The 21,852-nt window shown below is 69.9% G+C and carries 17 protein-coding genes; 4 read left to right on the forward strand and 13 right to left on the reverse strand.

The window, feature by feature from the left end:
• From SSBG_RS04560 to ngcE, 10 genes are all read right to left on the reverse strand, one after another.
• A partial coding sequence (locus tag SSBG_RS04560; protein WP_037868939.1) for an ArnT family glycosyltransferase occupies positions 1-1,062 on the reverse strand: 1,062 nt, incomplete at its 3' end.
• A gap of 33 nt (positions 1,063-1,095) precedes the next feature.
• On the reverse strand, positions 1,096-2,589 hold the full coding sequence (locus SSBG_RS04565; RefSeq protein ID WP_008745044.1) for an amino acid permease: 1,494 nt from the start codon (positions 2,587-2,589) through the stop codon (positions 1,096-1,098).
• Between the two features lie 191 nt (positions 2,590-2,780).
• Positions 2,781-4,700 (reverse strand): 1-deoxy-D-xylulose-5-phosphate synthase, encoded by a 1,920-nt coding sequence (dxs, locus tag SSBG_RS04570; RefSeq protein WP_008745045.1) that lies wholly within the window; start codon positions 4,698-4,700, stop codon positions 2,781-2,783.
• Between the two features lie 287 nt (positions 4,701-4,987).
• Positions 4,988-6,250, reverse strand: a complete 1,263-nt coding sequence (locus SSBG_RS04575) for an ABC transporter permease subunit (protein ID WP_037871086.1) — start codon at positions 6,248-6,250, stop codon at positions 4,988-4,990.
• Between the two features lie 35 nt (positions 6,251-6,285).
• Positions 6,286-7,074 (reverse strand): ATP-binding cassette domain-containing protein, encoded by a 789-nt coding sequence (locus tag SSBG_RS04580; protein ID WP_008745047.1) that lies wholly within the window; start codon positions 7,072-7,074, stop codon positions 6,286-6,288.
• A 219-nt stretch (positions 7,075-7,293) separates the two neighbouring features.
• Positions 7,294-8,424: a substrate-binding domain-containing protein gene (locus SSBG_RS04585; RefSeq protein WP_008745048.1), complete on the reverse strand. Its 1,131-nt coding sequence runs from the start codon at positions 8,422-8,424 to the stop codon at positions 7,294-7,296.
• A 118-nt stretch (positions 8,425-8,542) separates the two neighbouring features.
• Entirely contained in the window at positions 8,543-9,742 is a 1,200-nt protein-coding gene (locus tag SSBG_RS04590; RefSeq protein WP_037868942.1) for an ROK family transcriptional regulator, read from the reverse strand.
• A 355-nt stretch (positions 9,743-10,097) separates the two neighbouring features.
• A complete protein-coding gene (locus tag SSBG_RS04595; RefSeq protein ID WP_008745050.1) occupies positions 10,098-11,117 on the reverse strand; it encodes a carbohydrate ABC transporter permease in 1,020 nt (339 codons plus the stop codon).
• Positions 11,117-12,088, reverse strand: a complete 972-nt coding sequence (locus SSBG_RS04600; RefSeq protein WP_008745051.1) for a carbohydrate ABC transporter permease — start codon at positions 12,086-12,088, stop codon at positions 11,117-11,119. The genes SSBG_RS04595 and SSBG_RS04600 overlap by 1 nt, the downstream gene beginning before the upstream one ends.
• Positions 12,089-12,153: 65 nt before the next feature.
• Positions 12,154-13,599 (reverse strand): N-acetylglucosamine/diacetylchitobiose ABC transporter substrate-binding protein, encoded by a 1,446-nt coding sequence (gene ngcE / locus SSBG_RS04605; RefSeq protein WP_037868945.1) that lies wholly within the window; start codon positions 13,597-13,599, stop codon positions 12,154-12,156.
• A gap of 607 nt (positions 13,600-14,206) precedes the next feature.
• Here ngcE and SSBG_RS04610 point away from each other — a divergent pair.
• Complete coding sequence (locus SSBG_RS04610; RefSeq protein WP_008745053.1) at positions 14,207-14,914, forward strand: hypothetical protein; 708 nt, start codon at positions 14,207-14,209, stop codon at positions 14,912-14,914.
• A 272-nt stretch (positions 14,915-15,186) separates the two neighbouring features.
• Here SSBG_RS04610 and SSBG_RS04615 read toward each other — a convergent pair whose 3' ends face one another.
• The 3 genes from SSBG_RS04615 to acnA form a co-directional block, all read right to left on the reverse strand.
• Entirely contained in the window at positions 15,187-15,537 is a 351-nt protein-coding gene (locus SSBG_RS04615; protein WP_008745054.1) for a hypothetical protein, read from the reverse strand.
• Positions 15,538-15,539: 2 nt separating this feature from the next.
• Positions 15,540-16,004, reverse strand: a complete 465-nt coding sequence (locus SSBG_RS04620; RefSeq protein ID WP_008745055.1) for a prevent-host-death protein — start codon at positions 16,002-16,004, stop codon at positions 15,540-15,542.
• Between the two features lie 258 nt (positions 16,005-16,262).
• Entirely contained in the window at positions 16,263-18,983 is a 2,721-nt protein-coding gene (acnA, locus tag SSBG_RS04625) for an aconitate hydratase AcnA (protein ID WP_037868948.1), read from the reverse strand.
• 560 nt (positions 18,984-19,543) lie between these two features.
• Between acnA and SSBG_RS04630 the strand changes: the two genes are divergently transcribed.
• The 3 genes from SSBG_RS04630 to SSBG_RS35365 all read left to right on the forward strand — a co-directional run bounded on the left by SSBG_RS04630 (position 19,544) and on the right by SSBG_RS35365 (position 21,849).
• On the forward strand, positions 19,544-21,073 hold the full coding sequence (locus SSBG_RS04630; RefSeq protein ID WP_008745057.1) for a UDP-N-acetylglucosamine 1-carboxyvinyltransferase: 1,530 nt from the start codon (positions 19,544-19,546) through the stop codon (positions 21,071-21,073).
• A 454-nt stretch (positions 21,074-21,527) separates the two neighbouring features.
• Positions 21,528-21,695 (forward strand): hypothetical protein, encoded by a 168-nt coding sequence (locus SSBG_RS34235; RefSeq protein ID WP_008745058.1) that lies wholly within the window; start codon positions 21,528-21,530, stop codon positions 21,693-21,695.
• A gap of 19 nt (positions 21,696-21,714) precedes the next feature.
• Positions 21,715-21,849 carry a hypothetical protein gene (locus SSBG_RS35365; protein ID WP_008745059.1) on the forward strand — a complete coding sequence of 45 codons (135 nt, stop codon included), beginning with the start codon at positions 21,715-21,717 and terminating at the stop codon, positions 21,847-21,849.
• The last annotated feature ends 3 nt before the right edge of the window (positions 21,850-21,852 follow it).

Genomic DNA, 21,852 nt, shown 5'->3' on the forward strand with positions numbered 1-21,852 from the left:
CGCGAGGGCGATGCGGGCCGCGCTCCTCGGCACCCGCGCGAGGGCGGCCCCGCCGAGGAGCGCGAGCGGCGGGACGAGGTGGAGGAAGTAGTGGCCGAAGAAGCGCAGGCCCAGGGCGGTCGCGAGGACCGCGCCGGTGAGCCAGAGCCACAGCCAGCCCGTTCCCGGGCCGAGGCCGGTGCGCCGGGCCCGTAGCGCGGCGAGGGCGGCGGGGAGCGCTCCGGCCGCCGCGGCGGCGAGGAGCGCCGTGTTGACGAGGACGCGGCCCGCGAGGGTCGTGAGGGAGCCGGAGAAGGCGAGGTAGTCGCCCGAGCCGGTCAGGGTCCAGAAGAGGAAGCCGCGCGGGGCCGTGGCGAGCGCGGCGAGCAGGACGGGCAGGGCGGCGGCGCCGAGGAGCAGGCCGAGGGCGCGGGCCCTGTCCCCCGCCGGGGCCCGGTGCGGGACGCACCACAGGAGCGGGAGCAGGACGGCGAGCCCGGTCTGCTTGGCGAGGAAGGCGGCGGCCAGGGCGAGTCCGGCGCCACACCAGTGGGCGCTGTCGGCGCACCACACGGCCGCCGCCGTGGCCGGGAGCATGAAGACCTCGAAGCTCGCGGCCTGGGCGTCGGCCGGGCTGAGCCCGGCGGAGAGGAGGAGGCACAGGATTCCGGCGGCGATCCCGGCGCGGGGTCCCGCGTGGCGGCGGGCGAGCGAGGCGGTGAAGGCGGCCGTGAGGAGCCAGGCGAGGACGGCGAGGAGCCGGGGGCCGAGGAGCGTCGCGTCCCCGGTGAGGGCGAAGGACGCCTGGTAGAGCCAGGGCACGAGGGGCGGCTTGCGGTCCACGACGGTGTCGTAGAGGCTCCCGCCGGCGGCGAGCATCCGGGCCTGGACGGCGACGTAGCCCTCGTCCGGGTTCCACAGGGGGCGGGTGAAGGAGGGAACCCGGGCGAGGACGGCGAGGGCCGCGAGCGCGGGGAGCAGCCGCCACCAGTAGCGGTCGCGCACGGCGGGCGGCGGAAGGGCCGCGGTGGGCGCGGCCGCCGGGGACGGGGGTGGGGGCGGCGGAGGGGGCGGGGCGAGCATGACGCTCAACCTATCCGCCCCCTTCGCGCGGTTTTACCCCTTTGCCGCCTGTTTGCCGCGGGTGTCGAGGCGGCTGTGGCGGTGCCCGTAGGCCGCGTACAGGATCGTGCCGATGACCATCCAGATGAGGAAGCGGAGCCAGGTCTCGGCCGGGAGGTTGAGCATGAGCCACAGCGAGGCGAGCACCGAGGCGATCGGCAGCCAGGGCACGAGCGGGGTGCGGAAGGAACGGTGCAGGTCGGGGCGGGTGCGGCGCAGGATGATGACACCGAGCGCGACGACGACGAAGGCGAACAGGGTGCCGATGTTGACGAGTTCGGCGAGTTCGTCGATCGAGGTGAAGCCGGCGACGAGCGCGACGACGCCGCCGAGCAGCGCGGTGGAGCGGTAGGGCGAGCCGAAGCGCGGGTGGACCTTGGAGAAGCCCTTGGGGAGCAGTCCGTCACGGCTCATGGCGAAGAAGACGCGGGTCTGGCCGAGGAGCAGGATCATGCAGACGGAGGTGAGCCCGACCGCCGCGCCGAAGCTGATGAGCCCGGCCCAGAAGGGGTGTCCGACGGCCTTGAAGGCGTCGGCGAGCGGGGCGTCCACGGTGAGGTCGGTGTACTTCTGCATCCCGGTGACGACGATGGAGACGGCGATGTAGAGGACCGTGCAGATGGCGAGGGAGCCGAGGATGCCGCGCGGGACGTCGCGCTGCGGCTTGCGGGTCTCCTCGGCGGCGGTCGCGACGACGTCGAAGCCGATGAAGGCGAAGAAGACGACGGCGGCGGCCGTGAAGATCCCCATGATGCCGAAGTTCGACGGGGTGAAGCCCGAGAGGAGCTGGATGAGCGGGGCGGTCAGGCCGCCGCCGCCCTCGGTGGGCTTGGACGGGGGCACGAACGGCTTGTAGTTGGCGCCGGTGACGAAGAAGGCGCCGACGATGACGACGATCAGGACGACGGTCACCTTGACGGCGACGATGACGTTCGTGACACGCGAGGACAGCTTGGTGCCCGCGACGAGGATGCCGGTGAGCACGAGGACGAGCAGGGCCGCGAGCAGGTCGAAGCCGAAGTGCCCGTCGTGCGTCCCGTTGAGCCACTGCGGCAGGTGGAACCCGGCCGTGTCCAGGAGGGAGCGGATGTAGCCGGACCAACCGACCGCCACCACCGCCGCTCCGAGCGCGAGTTCGAGGATGAGGTCCCAGCCGATGATCCAGGCGGGGAACTCGCCGAGCGAGGCGTAGGAGAAGGTGTACGCGGAACCCGCGACCGGGACGGTCGAGGAGAACTCGGCGTAGCAGAGCGCGGCGAGCGCGCACACGACCGCGGCGACGGCGAAGGCGAGCGCGACCGAGGGGCCCGCGTTCTGCTTGGCGACCTTCCCCGTCAGCACGAAGATCCCGGTACCGATGACGACCCCGACACCGAAGACGGTCAGGTCGAGGGCCGAGAGGGATTTCTTCAGCGAGTGCTCGGGGTCCTCGGTGTCTCTGATCGACTGCTCGATGTTCTTCGTACGGAAGAGGCTACGGCTGTTCAACGGGGCGACCTCCCACCCTCGGGTGCACGCATGATCGCGAAGGCGATGGGCCACGTGTGCCCGCCCACGGCCCCTTTCACGCGAACGGACCGCCGTTTCCACCCCGACGTGGGGTTTCAGCGGCGGTCCTTACCCGAAGGAGGGAGCGCGCGGCCCGGCGCGGAGGCCGGGGGGCACACGCTCCGGGCGGGTCAGTCGCGCGCCCGCTCCACCTGCTCCGCGGCGCCCTCGTAGCCGCCCTGGAGGCCCGCGACGAGGCCGGTGACCTGCCGGGCGATGTCGGGGGCCGTGAGGCCGATCTCGGCGAGCACCTCCTTGCGCGAGGCGTGGTCGAGGAAGCGCGGCGGGATGCCGAAGTCGCGCAGCGGGAGGTCCACGCCCGCGTCCCGCAGCGCCTGCGCGACGGCGGAGCCGACGCCGCCGACGCGGCTGTTGTCCTCGACGGTGACGACGACGCGGTGCTTCTCGGCGAGCGGGGCGAGCGCCTCGTCGACCGGCTTGACCCAGCGCGGGTCCACGACGGTCGTGGAGATGCCCTGCTTGTCGAGGAGCTTCGCGGTCTCCAGGCACATCGGGGCGAGCGCGCCGACGGAGACGAGAAGCACGTCGGGGTGCTCGGTGCCCGCCTCGCGCAGCACGTCCATGCCGCCGACGCGGCCCACGGCGGGTACGGCGGGCCCGACGACGCCCTTGGAGTAGCGGACCACCGTCGGCGCGTCGTCCACGGCGACGGCCTCGCGGAGCTGGGCGCGCAGCTGCTCGGCGTCGCGCGGCGCGGAGATGCGCAGGCCGGGGACGATCTGGAGCAGCGACATGTCCCACATGCCGTTGTGCGAGGCACCGTCGTCGCCGGTGACGCCCGCGCGGTCCAGGACGAAGGTCACGCCCGCCTTGTGCAGGGCGACGTCCATGAGGACCTGGTCGAAGGCGCGGTTGAGGAAGGTCGCGTACACCGCGAAGACGGGGTGCAGGCCGCCGGTGGCGAGCCCGGCGGCGGAGACCGCCGCGTGCTGCTCGGCGATGCCGACGTCGTAGACGCGCTCGGGGAACGCCTCGGCGAACTTCTTGAGGCCGACGGGCTGGAGCATCGCGGCGGTGATGGCGACGAGGTCCTCGCGCTCGCGGCCGATGCGGACCATCTCGTCGCCGAAGACGGACGTCCAGCTCGCCGCGGCGGTCTTGACCGGCAGGCCGGTGTCGGGGTGGATCGGGCCGATGCCGTGGAAGCGGTCCGCCTCGTCGTGCTCGGCGTGCTCGTAGCCGCGGCCCTTCTGCGTGATGCAGTGGACGATCACGGGGCCGCCGAAGCGCTTGGCGCGCGTCAGGGCGGACTCCAGGGCCTCCCTGTCGTGGCCGTCGATGGGGCCGACGTACTTGAGGCCGAGGTCCTCGAACATGCCCTGCGGGGCGATGAAGTCCTTGAGGCCCTTCTTCGCGCCGTGCAGCGTCTCGTAGAGCGGGCGGCCCACGACGGGGGTGCGCTCCAGCATCTCCTTGCCGCGGGTGAGGAAGCGCTCGTAGCCGTCCGTGGTGCGCAGCGTGGCGAGGTGGGCGGCGAGACCGCCGATCGTGGGGGCGTAGGAGCGCTCGTTGTCGTTGACGACGATGACGAGCGGGCGGTCCTTGGCGGCGGCGATGTTGTTGAGCGCCTCCCAGGCCATGCCCCCGGTGAGCGCGCCGTCACCGATGACGGCGACGACGTGGTCGTCCTTGCCGAGCACCTGGTTGGCCTTGGCGAGGCCGTCGGCCCAGCCGAGCACCGTGGAGGCGTGGCTGTTCTCGATGACGTCGTGCTCGGACTCGGCGCGCGAGGGGTAGCCGGAGAGGCCGCCCTTGGAGCGCAGCTGCGAGAAGTCCTGGCGGCCGGTGAGGAGCTTGTGCACGTACGCCTGGTGGCCGGTGTCGAAGAGGACGCGGTCGCGCGGCGATTCGAAGACGCGGTGCAGGGCGATCGTGAGTTCGACGACCCCGAGGTTGGGGCCGAGGTGGCCACCGGTCTTGGAGACGGCCTCGACGAGGAAGGTCCTGATCTCCCCGGCCAGCTGGTCTAGCTGCTCAGGGCTGAGCCGGTCCAGATCGCGCGGTCCCGTGATGCGGGTCAGCAGCGGCACCCGTGCCTCCTTGCAGTAGAGCTGTCGAGCCTTGCCGGGTCTGGCGGTCTTGCGAGTCTAATGTTCCGCCTCCGGAGCCCGTTACCGGTACCGGGCGACGTATGTCACGTCCCGGGCGGCGGCGGGCCGGTCCATGATCCACCCCGGGAGGTCGCGGGGCCAGCCGGGGGGGGCCGTTTGCCCCGTGGCCGTACGCGAGCTGGACGGCGGCAGCGGGAGCACATGCGGGTGCCCCGCTCCTCCCGTACGTGTACGGGAGGAGCGGGGCACCCTGGTGCCGGCGGCCGTCAGGCGCGGCCGGCGGACTTCTGGGTCTTGCGGGTCACGGAGTCGATGACGACCGTGGCGAGCAGGACCGCGCCGGTGATCATGTACTGGACCGGCGAGGCGACGCCCTCCAGGGCGAGACCGTTCTGGATCGAGCTGATCACGAGGACACCGAGCAGGGCGTGCCAGGTGCGACCGCGACCGCCGAAGAGGCTGACGCCACCGATGACGGCCGCCGCGATGGAGTTCATCAGCAGGTCACCGGTACCGGCACCCTGGTTGGCGGTGGCGATCTTGGAGGCCAGGAAGAGGCCGCCCGCACCCGCGAAGGCACCCGCGACACCGAAGACCGAGGTCCGGATCAGGGTGACGTTGATGCCCGCGCGCCGCGAGGCCTCGACGCTGCCGCCGAGGGCGAAGACCTTGCGGCCGTAGGGGGTGCGGCGCAGCACGAAGTCCGTGAGGACGACGAGGGCGAGGAAGACGACAAGCGCGAGCGGGGTGCCCTTGTACTGGTTGAGCGTGATCGCCACGGCGAAGGCCAGGACGGCGAGCAGCACGGTCCGCAGGATGATCTCGCTCAGCGGACGCGAGGGCACGTCGGCCGCCTTGCGGCGACGGGCGTCGGAGAAGGAGCTGAGGAAGAAGAGCACCACGGTGACGAGCGCGAGGCCGTAGCCCACGGCGACGTCGCTGAAGTAGTACGTGGTGAGCTTGACGATCCCGCCGTCGGGGTTGAGGTTGATCGTCCCGTTGTCGCCGAGGATCTGGAGCATGAAGCCCTGCCAGAACAGCAGCCCGGCGAGGGTCACGGCGAAGGCGGGGGCACCGAGGCGGGCGAAGAAGAAGCCGTGGATGGCGCCGATGACGAGGCAGGTGACGATGGCGATGAGGATCGCCAGCCAGTCGTTCACCCCGTGGTTGACCGAGAGGACCGCCGAGAAGGCGCCCGCTACACCGCTGACCGAGCCGACCGAGAGGTCGATCTCACCGAGCAGCAGGACGAAGACGATACCCACCGCGATGAGCCCCGTGCCGACCATGGTGATGCTCATGGCCGTGAGGTTGCCGGCGGTGAGGAAGCCCGAGTTCAGGCTCTGGAAGATGATCCAGATGACGACGAGACCGGCGATGACGGGCATCGTGCCGAGCTCGCCGCCGCGTATGCGGCGCTTGAACTCGCTGAGGTAGCCCGCGAAACCCTGCTCGCGCACGAGCAGACGGGGGTCGACCGCGGCGACGGAGCCCGCGGCGCTCTCCGGGTTGCTGGTGCTGTCCTGCACCGCCCCCGGCTTGTCCTTCTTCACGTTCTGGGCGCTCACTTCTGCACTCCCACACTGCGGGCCGCGCGGCGGGTCACGGCGTTCTCCGTGGCACCGGTGATGGCGGAGATGATCTCTTCCTGGGAGGTCGTCTTCACGGGGAAGACACCGTTGTTGCGACCGAGCCGCAGAACGGCGACGTTGTCCGCGACGGACTTGACGTCGGCCATGTTGTGGCTGATGAGGACGACCGCGAGGCCCTGCTCGCGCAGGCGCTCCACGAGGTCGAGGACCTGGGCGGTCTGCTCGACGCCGAGCGCGGCGGTCGGCTCGTCGAGGATGACGAGCTTGGGCTCGCCGAGCATCGAGCGGGCGATGGCGACGGTCTGTCGCTGGCCACCCGAGAGCGAGGCGACCGGGATGCGGACGCTCGGGATGCGGATGGAGAGCGTGGTGAGCAGCTCGCGGGCGCGGCGCTCCATCTCGACCTCGTCGAGCACGCCCCAGCGGCGCACCTCGCGACCGAGGAAGAGGTTGCCGACCACGTCCAGGTTGTCGCAGAGCGACAGGTCCTGGTACACGGTGGCGATGCCCAGCTCCTGGGCGTCGTGGGGGCGGTTGATCGAGACCGGGCGGCCCTCCCACTCGATGACACCGTCATCGATGGAGTGGGCACCCGCGATCGTCTTGACCAGAGTGGACTTACCGGCGCCGTTGTCGCCCACCAGGGCGAGCACCTCACCAGCGTGGACCTCAAGCTCTACGTCGGTGAGCGCCTGAACGGCACCGAACCGCTTGGAGACCCCGCGCAACGCCAACACGGGCGCAGCGGACACGTGAACCATCTCCTTCGCCGCCTGACCGGCGGGGATGCCGCGACCGGTGGGGGTGACCGGACGCGGTGGGTTGAGCAGATTGGGGGGGAGTCCCGCCCGGTGGTCCGTCCGGCGCCCCGTCCCGTTAGCGGGACTGTTGAGGGGGCGGGGCGCCGGACAGGTCTGGGTGGGAGCGAGACGAGGCGCTCACAGGGCCCGGGGACCGCGTGAGCGCCGTCTCGACCGCGCTTACTTCAGGCCGGCCTTGTCGCAGGCGGCCTTGTAGTTGGCGGTGCAGATCTCGGAGAGCTTGTAGATCTTGTCCTTCAGGACGGTGTCCTGGATGTTGTCCGTGGTCAGCGAGACAACGGGGATGATCTTGCTGGGGATCGCCTTGTCGGTGCCACTGTCGACCTTGTCGGGCGCCAGGGAGGCGAGGTCCTCGCCCTTGCCGATCGCGACGGCCAGCTCGGCGACCGTGCTGGCCTCCTGCGGGTAGGACTTGTAGACGCTCATGTACTGCTCACCCTTGAGGATGCGCTGCACGGCGGCGAGCTCCGCGTCCTGACCGGTGACCGGGGGGAGCGGCGAGATGCCGGCGGCCTTGAGGGCGGTGATGATACCGCCGGCCATGCCGTCGTTGGCGGAGTAGACGCCGACGATGTTCTTCTTGCCGAGAGCCGAGATGGCGCCCTCCATGTTGGAGTTGGCGTTCTCCGGCTTCCACTCCTTGGTGTCGTACTCCTTGCCGACGCTGACCTTGCCGTCGAGGACGGAGTGCGCGCCCTTCTTGTAGTCCGCCGCGTTCGGGTCGGTGGCCGACCCGTTCATCATGACGATCTTGCCCTTCTTCGCCTTGTCGCCCAGGGCCTTGAGCAGGGCCTCGCCCTGCGCCTTGCCGACCGACTGGTTGTCGAAGGAGGTGTAGGCGGAGATGGGGCCCTCGGCCAGGCGGTCGTACGCGACGACCTTGATGCCTTCGTCCACGGCCTTCTGCACCGAGGAGCGGATGGCCTTGGCGTCCACCGCGTCGACGATCAGGACGTCCACCTTGTTGGTGATCATCGTGTCGACCTGCTGCGCCTGGAGGCTCGCGTCCTGCTTGGCGTTGTTGTAGACGACCGTGCCCTTGCCGTTGGTCAGTTCCTTGACCTTGGCGGTGATCAGCGGCTTGTCGAACTTCTCGTACCGCGCGGTCTGGTTCTCCGGGAGGAGCAGACCTATCTTCAGCGCGTCGCCCTTGGACTTGCCCGACGAGGACGACTTGGCGTCGTCCTTCTTGCCGTCGTCGCTCTCCTTGGCGGACCCGCAAGCGGCCAGCGAGACGGCCAGACCGGTGGCGGCAAAGGCAAAGGCAGCACGACGCATACGCGTGTTCATTGAAACCTCCCTGACGAGGCCGCGTCGCTGCGGCCGAGGTGGCTGGAAGTCAACTCGGCCGCGAGGGCGGCGTCAAGGAGTTAATACTTAACGAGATGGCAACGGTGTCATGCGTTTGCTAAGTGAAGGCAGGACGGGCGGCCGGAACCGGCACTTCCAAGAGGGTCGAATCCCCCATTTCACTCAGCGCGAGGGCAAGCGCTCCCAGCACCTCCGCACGCCCCCCGAGGGCCCCCGGGAGCACCGAGAGCTGCCGGGCGGCACTCGGGATCGCGTAGCGCCCCACGGACTCCCTGATGGGCCCCAGGATGAGCTCACCGGCCTCCGCGAGGTCCCCGCCGAGCACGACGCGGCTGGGATTGAGCAGGTTGCAGAGGTTCGCGACCCCGCTGCCGATGTGCCGGCCCACGTCGCCCACGACGCGCCTGCACCCCGGGTCCCCCTCGCGGGCCAGGCGCACCATGCGCTCCAGGGTGAGGTCGGTGCCGTGGCTGGAGTGCAGCAGCGGCAGGACGTAGCGGGCGGCGGTGAAGGTCTCCAGGCAGCCCCGGTTCCCGCAGCGGCACACCGGGCCGGACTCGTCCAGTGTGATGTGACCGATCTCGCCCGCCGTGCCCCCCGGGCCCCGGTAGATGCGCCCGTCGATCACGAGCCCGGCCCCGACCCCGCTCGCGACCTTGATGTACGCGAGGTCGCGCACCCCTCGTCCCGCGCCCCACACCAGCTCGCCGAGGGCGCCCAGGTTCGCGTCGTTGTCGACGTGCACGGGCACCCCGAGCCGGCCGCTCAGCTCCTGGGCGGGGCGGGTGCCGGACCAGCCCGGCAGGATCGAGGTGGAGCCGAGCGTCCCGGACTCCACGTCGATGGGCCCGGGCACGCCGAGCCCGACGCCCGCGATCTTCGCCTCGTCCACGCCCGTCGCCGAGATGAGCCGGGCGACGACCTCCTCGGCCCGGTCCAGGCCCTGCGCGGCCGAGGCGTCCACGTCCAGCGGCTCGGACTCCTCGGCGAGCACCTGGTGGGCGAGGTTGCCGATCGCGACCCGCAGGTGGGTGTGGCCGAAGTCGACGCCGATGACGATGCCCGCGTTGCCGCTGAGCGAGACGCTGCGCGCCCTGCGCCCGCCCGCCGAGGTGGGCGTGACCTCGACGGTGCCGATCTCGCGCAGCTCGCGGACGATGTTGGAGACGGTGGCCGCGGAGAGCCCGGTCGTCCGCGCGATCTCCGCCTGCGTCAGTGAGCCGGCGAGCCGCACCGCCCGTACGACGCGTTCCAGATTGGCCCGGTGCAGCGACGACTGCGACCCCGGAGTCTCCATTGCCCCATCCACTCCCGCCCTCGACCGGGCGCCCCGCACCGGGGCACCCGCGACCGGTCACCAGGAGTGACGGCGGCCACGTACAAGTTATGAACTCCAAGTTCCGCTGTCGGGGTTGCCGCAGTCAAGTCCTTGACGGAGTTCGTTGTACGGGCGTGAGCGGGCCGTCACCGCCCGCACCGCACCGGCGGGGACACGCGGAAGACCGCGCCCGCCGCCGCCCTGTGGGGCGCGCGGCGGACGCGGTGCGGTCCGGTGCGGTCGATGCTATGTCAGCTCGCGTGCGCGAAGGGTGAATCGGGGGAAGCGGAACGGGACCTCCCGTTCCCGTGCCCCTCCCCGCCCCGCACCGCCGCTACTTCACGGCTCCGGCCGTGAGCCCTTCCTGCACCTGGCGCTGGAAGAGGATGTACGCGGCGAGCACCGGGAGCATCGCCATCACGAGCCCGGCGAACAGGCCCGAGTAGTCGCCCTTGTAGCCCTGGCTGGTGGCGAGGGCCACGAGTCCCTGGGTGAGCACCTTCTTGTCCTCGTCGGTGTTGAGGACCGTGGGCAGCAGGTACTGGTTCCACTGCCCGAGGAAGTTGAAGATCCCGACGCTGATGAGTCCTGGGCGGGCCATCGGCAGCATGATCTGGAAGAAGGTGCGGGTGTGCGAGGCCCCGTCGATCATCGCCGCCTCCGCGACCGAGCCCGGCAGGGTCCGGAAGAAGGCGGTCAGGAAGAAGACCGTGAAGGGCAGCGAGTAGGCGATGTAGACGAGGATCAGGCCGTGCGTGGTGTTGAGCAGCCCGAGGTTCTTCATGACGAAGAAGAGCGGCACCAGCGCGAGGATGACCGGGAAGCTCATCCCGCCCACGAACAGGTAGTAGATGAAGCGGTTGCCGGGGAAGTCGAAGCGCGCCAGGACGTAGGCGCACATCGAGCCCAGGAGCAGCGTGCCCACGAGCGAGAAGCCCACCACGACGACGGTGTGGAGGAAGTAGTCGCTCATGTGGGCGTTGGTCCACGCCCGCGACCAGTTGTCGAAGTGCAGCGAGTCCGGCAGGGCCCACGGGTGGTTGAAGATCGACCCGTCGTCCTTGAAGGACGTCATGACCGCCCACAGGAGCGGCATGACGACGAGGATCGCCCAGAGCACGAGGAAGCCGTGCGAGAAGACGTTGAGCACGCCGCCCGTCTTGGCGGCGCCCTTCGGCTTCGGGGCACCCGCCGTGCCCGTACCGCCGGTCCCGCCCACCGGGCCCTCGGGGCCGCCGGGGTCCTTCGGGCCGTCCGGCCCGTCCGGCCCGTTCTGCCCGGGTACGAAGGCCCCCGGGGCCGCGTCGGCGGACTCGCCGCGCTCCGCGGGGGATGGGGTGTCGGTGGTCTTCATCAGAACTCCAGCCGCTCGCGCCTGCCCAGCCGCATCACGAGGCCGGAGAAGATCAGCGTGATGACGAGCAGGGCGACGCCGATGGTCGTGGCGTAGCCCGCCTGTCCCTGGCCGAACGCCTTCTGGTAGACGAGCAGCGGCAGCACAGTGGTGGAGTCGGCCGGGCCGCCGGGACCCACCGACATGATCTGGACGACGGCGAAGGCTTCCGCGCCGAGCGAGAGGATGCCCATGTAGACCCAGCCGGACTGCACGGTGTCCCACAGCAGCGGCAGGGTGAGGCGGAAGAAGGTCGTGAAGCGTCCGGCGCCGTCGAGCAGCGCGGCCTCGTACAGCTCTGAGGGGATCGAGGCCATACCGGCCGAGAAGAGCACCACGAAGAAGCCGACCTGCGTCCACACGAGGACGGCCATGATGCACCACAGGGCGAGGTTCGGGTCCCCGAGCCACTCCGGCTGCACGCTGCCGAGGCCGACGCCGCGCAGTACGGAGTTGAGCGCGCCGGTCTTCGGGTTGTACGCGAACTGGAAGAGCAGGGCCACGATCGCGATCGAGAGGACCTGCGGGAAGAAGTAGACGATCTTGTAGAAGGAGGACCCGCGCACGCCCGCGATCGCGGAGCCCTTCCGGCGCCGCCCGCCCACGTTGATCATGAACGACAGGAAGAGGGCGATGCCGAGGACGACGACGGGCAGCAGGACGACGTAGGTGACGCTGTGCTGCGCCGACTTCCAGAAGGTGTCGTCGTCGAACATCTTCTTGTAGTTGTCGAACCCGGCCATCTTGAAGTCGGGGCTCAGGCCGGTCCAGTCCGTGAAGGAGTAGTAGATCGCCTGGATGAACGGCCAGATCACGAGGACCGCGTAGAGCGCGAGCGGGACGATCAGGAAGCCGATGACGAAGGGGTACTTGCCGCGGTCGGCGGCGCTGCGCGAGCGCTTGGCCGGGCGGCCGGGGGCTGTCTTCCGCATACGGCCGGCGGCCGGGGCGGACGCGAGGTCCGCCCCGGCTCCGGGGTCGCTGTACTCGCTCGCCATCAGCGGTGCTTGTAGTGGGGGATCGAGTCGTCCTTGGCTGCGGCGTCGGCGAAGTCCTGGCACTTCTTGATCGCCTCGGCCGGGGTCATGCGGCCGGCCATCATCTCACCGAGGGCGCCGACGCCGATCTTCTGCTTGTTGAGATCGACGTACCAGTCCTGGAGACGCGGGTTGAGGACGTTCTCGCCGGCCTTGTCCAGGGCGTCGATGCCGGACTGGAGGGCGGTGGAGAGCTGGAGGCCGTCGGTGCCGCCGTTGAGGGCGGAGAGCGACTTCACCTTCTGCGTGAAGTTCTTCGAGCTGGCCTCGGAGAGCATGACGCGCAGCTGCTCCATGCCGCCGTCGGGGTTCTTCGCGTTCTTCGGGACGATGAAGGGCTCACCGCCGGAGGCCCACAGGGTGCCGAAGGGCAGCGCGTCGGAGCTGTCGAGGCTGGAGGGCGCCGCGACCTTCATCTGGAAGTCCTTCGGCGTGGTCTTCGCCGCCTCGTTCTCGACCCAGGAGCCGTTGGGGATGAAGAGCGCGTTGCCCTTGGTCCACTCGGTCTGCGACTGGATGTGGTCGAGCCCGGGGGTGCCCTTGAGGACGTACCCCTTCTTGTACAGCTCGTAGTACGCCTCGAAGCCGGCCTTGACGGCGGGGTCCTTCCAGGCGTTCGGCTCCAGGTTGTCGATCGCGTCGAGCACCTTGCGGCCGCCGATCTTTCCGATGAAGGGGAAGAGCGAGAAGGGGAGGTAGTACGGGTACTTGCCCGCGTACGTCCAGCCGGCTATGCCCTTCTTCTTCGCCGTGGCGCAGACCTTGAGCATGTCGTCCCAGGTCTCGGGGTACTCCACGCCCAGCTTGTCGAGGTTGGTCTGCGAGTACCACACCCCGTAGACGGTGTAGGCGTAGTTGAAGACGTAGCACGCCTCGCCCTCGTACTGGCCCATCTCCACGATGCCGGGGCGCAGGGTGTCGCGCACCTTCTTGGCGGGGTCGTCGTACGAGGGGGCGTCGAGGAGCGGGGTGAGGTCGGCGAGCTGCTTCTTGCCGACGAGGACACCCATGTCCATCTGCTCGGCGCCGGAGTTGTCGATGAGGTCCGGCGGGGTGCCGCCGTTGAAACGCGGCTGGAGCGTGGACTGGATCTTCTGGGTGGGAGTGAACTTCACCTTCGCCTTGGGGAAGTTCTTCTCGTAGATCGCGGCGGCGTCCTTGCCGTACTCGCTGCCGAAACCGCCGTCGAAGAGGACGAAGTCGAGCGGGGCGCTCTCGTTGACACCGAGCGGGTTCTTCTTGCTCTTGGTGCCCTTTTTCTCGGGCTTGTCGTCGGAGCCGCTGTCGCTGCTGGCACAGGAGGCCAGGAAGCTCATCGTGGGCACGGTGACGAGGCCGATCGCGGCGGAACGCTTGATGAGTTCGCGCCTGCCGAGACCGTTGCCGTTCGCTCGGGAAGATCCCATGCTCAAGTCCTCGCTTTCGTCCAGGACTCAGGCGGTGAACCGGACCCTCCCCGGCACCGCGCGGTGAAGTGTGACTGGGGTCGTGCTGGAACTGCGGGGTGCTGCGCGCCGGTCGGGTGCGGAAACGGCGGCGTGCGGGCGTGGCCGCCCGCGTGTCCGTGCCCTTCTCCCCCGGTTCCGCGCGGGTCCGGATTTCCGGCCCGGGCGGTCGCCGACAGGTATAGTCCACTCGCGGTCCAGGGGGCAAGATCGAAAGCTCATCGGCCTTGGAACTTTCCCTAGTTGAGACATCCGGGAAACGCCGGACAACCGAAGATGTCGGCAACTTCGCAGTACAGAGGCGTTTTTGGGAACGAGTGCGACAGTGATTGTTCCCCCGCGCAACGAAGTGCGCGGGAATGAACGGGAATTGGGAAAGACGCTCGGAATGACTCGTTCCGCCGCGAGTGGTTGCACGGAAACATCGCAAAACAGACGCGCCCCAGGAAGCGGCTCGGCCGTGCGTCCCCGTGCCCTTGCGGAAGCCCCGCCCACGGGGAACCCTGGGCGTCCGGGGGCGCCTTGCGGGATGCCTCATACCGCGAGAGGGAACACCGGACCGACCGCCATGGACACTTCCTCAGCCCACCAGGACCGCGCGGAAGCAGAACGGCTGAGCGACGCCGTGGCGGTCCTGGGCGGCTTCCTGAGCCGGCGGCCGCTCACCGAGGCCCTGGCATCGCTGGAGCACCGGCTGGAGGGCGCCGACGGGGCGGGGGCCCGGCGCGTCGCGGAGGAGGGGCACGTCGTGCCGGAGCTGCTCGCCTCGGCGCTCACGGTCCGCGAGAGCCTGGGCCGGATCAACGACCTGATCCACGCTTGCGGCATCCTTCTCGTGCCGCCCCACATCCTGCGGGAGGGGGAACACCTCACCGTCCGTCCCTCCCTCGGCGCGGGCAACGACCCGGGCCGCCCGTACGACCTGGAGACGGACCAGCGTGTCGCGGAGTTCAAGCTCGCCCGCTGGCGCGGCTCCGACGCCATGCGCAAGCGCCAGGCCTTCAAGGACCTCGTGATGCTCGCCGCCGACACCTCCGGCCGCCGGGCGGAGCTGTTCGTGCTCGGCCCCGAGCCCGGCCGCTTCCTGACCACCAGCACGTCGAGCGCCGCCTGGGCCCTGGACCGCAGCCCGGGCGCGCTGCGGACCTTCACCACCGTCTTCGGCACGCCGAGCGCCATGTCCGTCGCCCGCTTCACCGCGACCCACGCCGCCCACGTCCGGGTCACCGATCTCCGGGACCTGCTCCCCGCCCCGGTAGTGGCCCTCCTGGAGTGAGCGTCCTCGGAACGCGGCGCCTGCCTCACGAAGAGACCCGCACCGCACGCCCCAGGCCCCGGTGGCGCGTTCCGCCACTGGCGCGACGCCCGCGAGAAGGACGGCGACAGAGCAGCGACGCACCACGGCCGGTCCGGCGCTCGGCACCCACGACCGTGGGCGTGGAACACGGTGGCGGGCGGAACACCTCGCGACCACGATGACCGCGCCGCTCAGCGGCCGTCCCCGCGGGATGCGCGCTCACCGACGATGTGCGACAGCGCGAAGCGTGCCTACTTCGTCTCGTTCGGGTGGCTCGTGTGCACCTGCTCCAAGAAGACCGTGCGCTCGTGGACGTAGAACCAGATGCGCGCGGTGCCCCTCGTCGTCGGTTTGTGCTGCCAACGCTCGTGGGTCGCGCCGCGGCGCTCGATGACGCCGAGCTCACCCTTGAGCCGGTAGTTCGTCGGCGTCGTGGCAAGTGGCGTGCGCGTGAGGAAGTCCCAGGTCTCCGTCATGGAATTGCGGATCGTCGCGACGAGGTCGCGCCATCCCCTCTGCGCGTCGGCTGTGGCGAAGCGGATCTCGTACTCGGTCTTCTTCGGGGGGCGGGGAACCAGCTCGCCCTTCCTGGCGGCTGCCACGGCTACGGGCGCTCCACGGCCTCATCGTCGTCGAGCCACTCCAGACCGGCGCTGCCGCCGCCGAGCCCGGCCGCGACGGCGGTGGCCGTCTCCCTCCAGGAGGTCAGCTCCGCGATCGCGAGATGAGGCTGATCGGTGGAGAACGACGCGCGCGCCGCATCGACGAGGTCCTGCGCGCAGGCTTCCCGGTCGGCCGTCGACAGCGCGAGCATCCAGGGGAAGGCCCTGGACATCCGCTCGGCGAGCGAGCCGCGGTCGTCGAGGGTGACAGTGATGAGCTGCGCGGCGAAGCTCAGCAAGCGGGCACGGCCCTGGGCCTCGCGCTGCGACATCAGGACCAGGGCCTCGCCGTCGCGACGGGTCACCGTCACCGGGTGGTCCTCGGCCTCGGCGAAGACCTCGGCGGAATGCTTGCTCAGATCCGAGGAGCGCCGGGTCGCCACAGGGAGGTCTGCTGCGAGAGTCATGGACCCATGATATTCGGAACGTATTCGGAAGTCCAGCGGAGGCCGCCGAGTACGTGCGCGGAACTCGACCATGGCGGGTTTCGAGCGAGGCGGTGCCGGCGCCGGGGATCGGCACCTGGGGGCACCTCTCCAACGAGAAAGACGGACCACGCTGCCGCGGTATCGACCTCGTCGCGCAGCCCCACAGCGAAAGGGCCCCCTCCCGTCGCCGGGAGGGGGCCCTCGTCGTGTGCCGCCGCCGCTAGGGGCGGTCTCGCGTCACTTGCGGATGAGCGAGCGGAGCACGTACTGCATGATGCCGCCGTTGCGGTAGTAGTCCGCCTCGCCGGGGGTGTCGATGCGGACGACCGCGTCGAAGTCCACGCCGGTGTCGGTGGTGACCTTGACCGTGCGGGGGGTCGTGCCGTCGTTCAGCTCGGTCACGCCGGAGAAGGAGAAGGTCTCCTCGCCGGTGAGGCCGAGGGTCTCGGCGGTCTGGCCCTCGGGGAACTGGAGGGGCAGGACGCCCATGCCGATGAGGTTCGAGCGGTGGATGCGCTCGTAGGACTCGGCGATGACGGCCTTGACGCCGAGGAGCGCGGTGCCCTTGGCCGCCCAGTCGCGCGAGGAGCCGGAACCGTACTCCTTGCCCGCGAGGACGACGAGCGGGATGCCCTGCTCGATGTAGTGGCGCGAGGCGTCGTAGATGAAGCCGACCGGGCCGCCGTCCTGCGTGAAGTCGCGCGTGAAGCCGCCCTCGGTGCCCGGCGCGATCTGGTTGCGCAGCCGGATGTTGGCGAAGGTGCCGCGGATCATGACCTCGTGGTTGCCTCGGCGCGAGCCGTAGGAGTTGAAGTCGCGGCGCTCGACGCCGTGCTCCGTGAGGTACTTGCCGGCCGGGGTGTCGGCCTTGATGGCACCGGCCGGGGAGATGTGGTCGGTGGTGACCGAGTCGCCGAGCTTGGCGAGCACGCGGGCGCCGGAGATGTCCTCGACCGGGGCCGGTTCCATCTCCATGCCGTCGAAGTACGGGGGCTTGCGCACGTAGGTGGACTGCGGGTCCCACTCGAAGGTGTTGCCGGTGGGGACCGGGAGGGCCTGCCACTGCGCGTCGCCCGCGAAGACGTCCTCGTAGGACTTCTCGAACATGTCCTCGCCGATGGCGCTCGCGACGACCTCGTTGACCTCGGCCTCGCTGGGCCACACGTCCGCGAGGTAGACGGGCGCGCCGTTCTGGTCGGTGCCCAGCGCGTCCTTCGTGATGTCGATCTTCATCGAGCCGGCGAGCGCGTAGGCGACGACGAGGGGCGGGGACGCCAGGTAGTTCATCTTGACGTCGGGGTTGATCCGGCCCTCGAAGTTGCGGTTGCCGGAGAGCACCGAGGTGACGGCGAGGTCGTTGTCGTTGACGGCCTTGGAGACCTCGTCGGGCAGCGGGCCCGAGTTGCCGATGCAGGTCGTGCAGCCGTAGCCGACGAGGTTGAAGCCGACCTTGTCGAGGTAGGGGGTCAGGCCCGCCTTGTCGAAGTAGTCGGTGACGACCTTGGAGCCCGGGGCGAGGGTGGTCTTGACCCACGGCTTGCGGGTCAGGCCCTTCTCGACCGCCTTCTTCGCCACGAGCGCGGCGGCGACCATGACGTACGGGTTCGAGGTGTTGGTGCAGGAGGTGATCGCGGCGACGGTGACGGCGCCGTGGTCCAGCTCGTACGTCGTGCCGTCGGGGGCCGTGACGGTCGCCGGGTTGCTCGGCACGCCGTTGGAGACGGCCGGGGAGTCGGAGGCCGGGAAGGACTCCTGGCCCGCCTCGTCCACGCTCGTGTCCGCGACGTAGTTGCGGACGTCGGCGACGAACTGCTGGGCGGCCTCGGCGAGGACGATGCGGTCCTGCGGGCGCTTCGGGCCGGCGATGGAGGGGACGACCGTGGAGAGGTCGAGCTCCAGCCTCTCGGAGAAGTCCGGCTCGGCGGCCGGGTCGAGCCACAGGCCCTGCTCCTTGGCGTACGCCTCGACCAGGTCGACCTGCTGCTTGCTGCGGCCGGTCAGGCGCAGGTAGTTCAGCGTCTCGTCGTCGATCGGGAAGATCGCGGCGGTGGAGCCGAACTCGGGCGACATGTTGCCGATGGTGGCGCGGTTGGCGAGCGAGGTGGCGGCGACGCCCTCACCGTAGAACTCGACGAACTTGCCGACCACACCGTGCTTGCGGAGCATCTCGGTGATGGTGAGCACGAGGTCGGTCGCGGTGGTGCCGGGCTTGAGCTCACCGGTGAGCTTGAAGCCGACGACGCGCGGGATGAGCATCGAGACCGGCTGGCCGAGCATCGCGGCCTCGGCCTCGATGCCGCCGACGCCCCAGCCGAGCACGCCGAGGCCGTTGACCATCGTGGTGTGCGAGTCGGTGCCGACGAGCGTGTCGGGGTACGCCTGGCCGCCCCGGACCATGACCGTACGGGCCAGGTGCTCGATGTTGACCTGGTGGACGATGCCGGTGCCCGGCGGGACGACCTTGAACTCGTCGAAGGCGGTCTGGCCCCAGCGCAGGAACTGGTAGCGCTCGCGGTTGCGGCCGTACTCCAGCTCCACGTTCTCCTTGAACGCTTCGTTGGTGCCGAACTTGTCCGCGATGACCGAGTGGTCGATGACCAGCTCGGCGGGGGCGAGCGGGTTGATCTTGGAGGCGTCGCCGCCCAGTTCCTTCACCGCCTCGCGCATCGTGGCGAGGTCGACGACGCAGGGGACGCCGGTGAAGTCCTGCATGATCACGCGGGCGGGGGTGAACTGGATCTCCTGGCTCGGCTGGGCCTGCGAGTCCCAGCCGCCGATCGCCCGGATGTGGTCGGCGGTGATGTTCGCGCCGTCCTCCGTGCGGAGCAGGTTCTCCAGCAGCACCTTGAGGCTGTAGGGAAGGCGAGCAGAGCCCTCGACCTTGTCCAGCCTGAAGATCTCGTACGACTCGTCACCCACGCGCAGCGTGCTGCGGGCGTCGAAGCTGTTCGCCGACACGACAGTCTCCTTCATTTCTGTGCGCGTACCACCACAATGCTGCCGCCATGCCGCCGGTCCCGTCAGCTAAGGTAGGACTTAGTTAGGTAACCCTTACCCGGGGCGGCGGTCGCGGTGCGCCTCGGCAGATATCTCGATGTCGAGATAACTCTAGTACACGCGGCTCCCCCGGTCATGCCCCGGGCCGCCCCGCACCGCCCGGGAAGCGGGCGGCGCGGGGCGGCCCGGGGCGCGCGAGCGTGGCGGAACGGGCGAACGCCTTGTCCGCTTCCGTACGGGTACGGCCCGCGGGTTTCGCGCCGGGCCGCCCGGTACGGCCATCGCGGTGACGATACGGCCGCGTGGCGCGCGTCACGCGCGGGGTGACGGGGGCGAGGCGCGCCCCGGGGTACACGGACTCCGGCGGCCGCGCCGGGCGAGGGCCGCCCGAGTGGCACGGCGGACGAGGGCGCGGTTCACTGAAAGACCCTCACCGGGCTTCCGCCCGAGGGAGCGTGACACCCCACGAGCCCCGCGCCCCCCGAGCGGCAACGATCTCATATCTGAGATAGCCTGCACCCATGGCAGACGATTACCTCGTACGCATCGGCAAGCTCATCCGTGACGCCCGTCAACATCGTGGCTGGTCACAGGCGCAGCTCGCCGAGGCGCTGGCCACGAGCCAGAGTGCGGTGAACAGGATCGAGCGCGGGAACCAGAACATCAGCCTTGAGATGATCGCGCGCATCGGGGAGGCCCTGGACAGCGAGATCGTCTCGCTCGGGTACTCCGGGCCGATGCACCTGCGGGTCGTCGGCGGTCGCCAGCTCTCGGGCGCGATCGACGTCAAGACGAGCAAGAACGCGTGCGTCGCGCTGCTGTGCGCGAGCCTGCTCAACAAGGGCCGGACGACGCTGCGGCGCGTGGCGCGTATCGAGGAGGTCTACCGCCTCCTCGAAGTGCTCTCCTCCATCGGCGTCAAGGCCCGCTGGATCAACGACGGCAAGGACCTGGAGCTGGTTCCGCCGGCCGAGCTGAACATGGCGGCGATCGACGCGGACGCGGCCCGCCGCACCCGTTCGATCATCATGTTCCTGGGCCCGCTGCTGCACCGCATGGACCACTTCACGCTGCCGTACGCGGGCGGCTGCGACCTCGGGACGCGGACCATCGAGCCGCACATGATCGCGCTGCGCCGCTTCGGTCTCGACATCACCGCGACCGAGGGCCTCTACCACGCGGCCGTCGAGCGGGCCGTCGCCCCCGACCGCCCCATCGTGCTGACCGAGCGCGGCGACACCGTGACCGAGAACGCGCTGCTCGCCGCCGCGCGCAACAACGGCGTCACCACGATCCGCAACGCCTCCTCCAACTACATGGTCCAGGACCTGTGCTTCTTCCTGGAGGCCCTGGGCGTACGCGTCGAGGGCATCGGCACCACGACGCTCACGGTGCACGGCGTGCCCGAGATCGACGTGGACGTGGACTACTCCCCCTCCGAGGACCCGGTCGAGGCGATGAGCCTCATCGCCGCCGCCGTCGTCACCGAGTCCGAACTCACCGTGCGGCGCGTGCCGATCGAGTTCCTGGAGATCGAGCTGGCGGTCCTGGAGGAGATGGGCCTGGACCACGACCGCTCCACGGAGTACGTCGCCGACAACGGCCGCACCCGGCTCACCGACCTGACGGTCCGCCCCTCCAAACTGGAGGCGCCGATCGACAAGATCCACCCCATGCCCTTCCCGGGGCTGAACATCGACAACGTCCCCTTCTTCGCGGCGATCGCGGCGGTGGCCCAGGGCAAGACCCTCATCCACGACTGGGTCTACGACAACCGCGCGGTCTACCTGACCGACCTCAACCGCCTCGGCGGCCGCCTGCAACTCCTCGACCCGCACCGCGTCCTGGTCGAGGGCCCCACCCGCTGGCGCGCCTCCGAGATGATGTGCCCGCCCGCCCTGCGCCCCGCCGTCGTCGTCCTCCTCGCGATGATGGCGGCCGAGGGCACCTCGGTCCTGCGCAACGTCTACGTCATCAACCGCGGCTACGAGGACCTGGCGGAGCGCCTGAACTCGGTGGGCGCCCAGATCGAGACGTTCCGGGACATCTGACAGGCGGGGTGTCGTGCCCCTTGGAGGCAAGGGGCACGACACCTCAACATGCCAGCTGACCTGCGGGTACTCACCTTCACAACCCTCCATTGATCACTGTTGTCTTTCAGCGCCTTGTGCAACGCACGTGCGAGACGATCCAAATGGTTGATGGCCCGTCAGGTATGCCTGAGTACCCGTCAGCCTTTACGGAGAGTTGTCGTCGAAGTGACTCGCATGATCTCCAGGGGGTTCTGGGTGATGTGGACACGGTCCTTGCGGGATCGTCTCGGCGTACGACGTCCCGGTCCGCAGCTGGGTCTCCGACGTCGCGCACGGCTGGCATCCCGCCTACCGGTGGCACGAGGCGGCCACGCTCTTCCAGCAGGAGCCCGAGGGCGAGGAACTGCTGCGCTCGCTGCGCGAACCGGCCCCCGGCGCCCCCCGTTTCGGTGAGGTCCTGCGGTCCCGGGGGATGAGCGCGGAACTGGCGGCGGAGGTGGACACCGTCCACGACGAGGAGATGAGCGCGGCCATCCTGGCGCTCTACCGCTCGGCCCGGCCCCACCTGCACGCCGACTGGGGCAAGGACTTCGACCGCCCCTCCCCCCGCGCCGGGACTCGTCCTGATCCCGACCGGTGATCCGCCGGCACAGCCCGCGATGGACGTGGACGTCGCCGCGCGCACCGGGGCGCGGACGGCCGAACTGGACGGCCTCACGCACTACTGGATGCTCCAGGACCCCGCCCGGGGCGCGGAGGTGCTGCGCCGGTTCTGGGAGTCCCTGCCCGCGTGACGG

This window comes from Streptomyces sp. SPB074 (assembly GCF_000154905.1).
Taxonomy (GTDB): domain Bacteria; phylum Actinomycetota; class Actinomycetes; order Streptomycetales; family Streptomycetaceae; genus Streptomyces.

Excerpts from the sequence above, each read along its gene's own strand:
- SSBG_RS04630 (WP_008745057.1), top strand. The coding sequence starts at position 19,544 with ATGGCAGACGATTACCTCGTACGCATCGGCAAGCTCATCCGTGACGCC.
- SSBG_RS04580 (WP_008745047.1), bottom strand. The coding sequence starts at position 7,074 with ATGGTTCACGTGTCCGCTGCGCCCGTGTTGGCGTTGCGCGGGGTCTCC.
- SSBG_RS04585 (WP_008745048.1), bottom strand. The coding sequence starts at position 8,424 with ATGAACACGCGTATGCGTCGTGCTGCCTTTGCCTTTGCCGCCACCGGT.
- ngcE (WP_037868945.1), bottom strand. The coding sequence starts at position 13,599 with ATGGGATCTTCCCGAGCGAACGGCAACGGTCTCGGCAGGCGCGAACTC.
- SSBG_RS35365 (WP_008745059.1), top strand. The coding sequence starts at position 21,715 with ATGGACGTGGACGTCGCCGCGCGCACCGGGGCGCGGACGGCCGAACTG.
- SSBG_RS04590 (WP_037868942.1), bottom strand. The coding sequence starts at position 9,742 with ATGGAGACTCCGGGGTCGCAGTCGTCGCTGCACCGGGCCAATCTGGAA.
- SSBG_RS04595 (WP_008745050.1), bottom strand. The coding sequence starts at position 11,117 with ATGAAGACCACCGACACCCCATCCCCCGCGGAGCGCGGCGAGTCCGCC.
- SSBG_RS04620 (WP_008745055.1), bottom strand. The coding sequence starts at position 16,004 with ATGACTCTCGCAGCAGACCTCCCTGTGGCGACCCGGCGCTCCTCGGAT.
- SSBG_RS34235 (WP_008745058.1), top strand. The coding sequence starts at position 21,528 with ATGAGCGCGGAACTGGCGGCGGAGGTGGACACCGTCCACGACGAGGAG.
- SSBG_RS04610 (WP_008745053.1), top strand. The coding sequence starts at position 14,207 with ATGGACACTTCCTCAGCCCACCAGGACCGCGCGGAAGCAGAACGGCTG.
- SSBG_RS04600 (WP_008745051.1), bottom strand. The coding sequence starts at position 12,088 with ATGCGGAAGACAGCCCCCGGCCGCCCGGCCAAGCGCTCGCGCAGCGCC.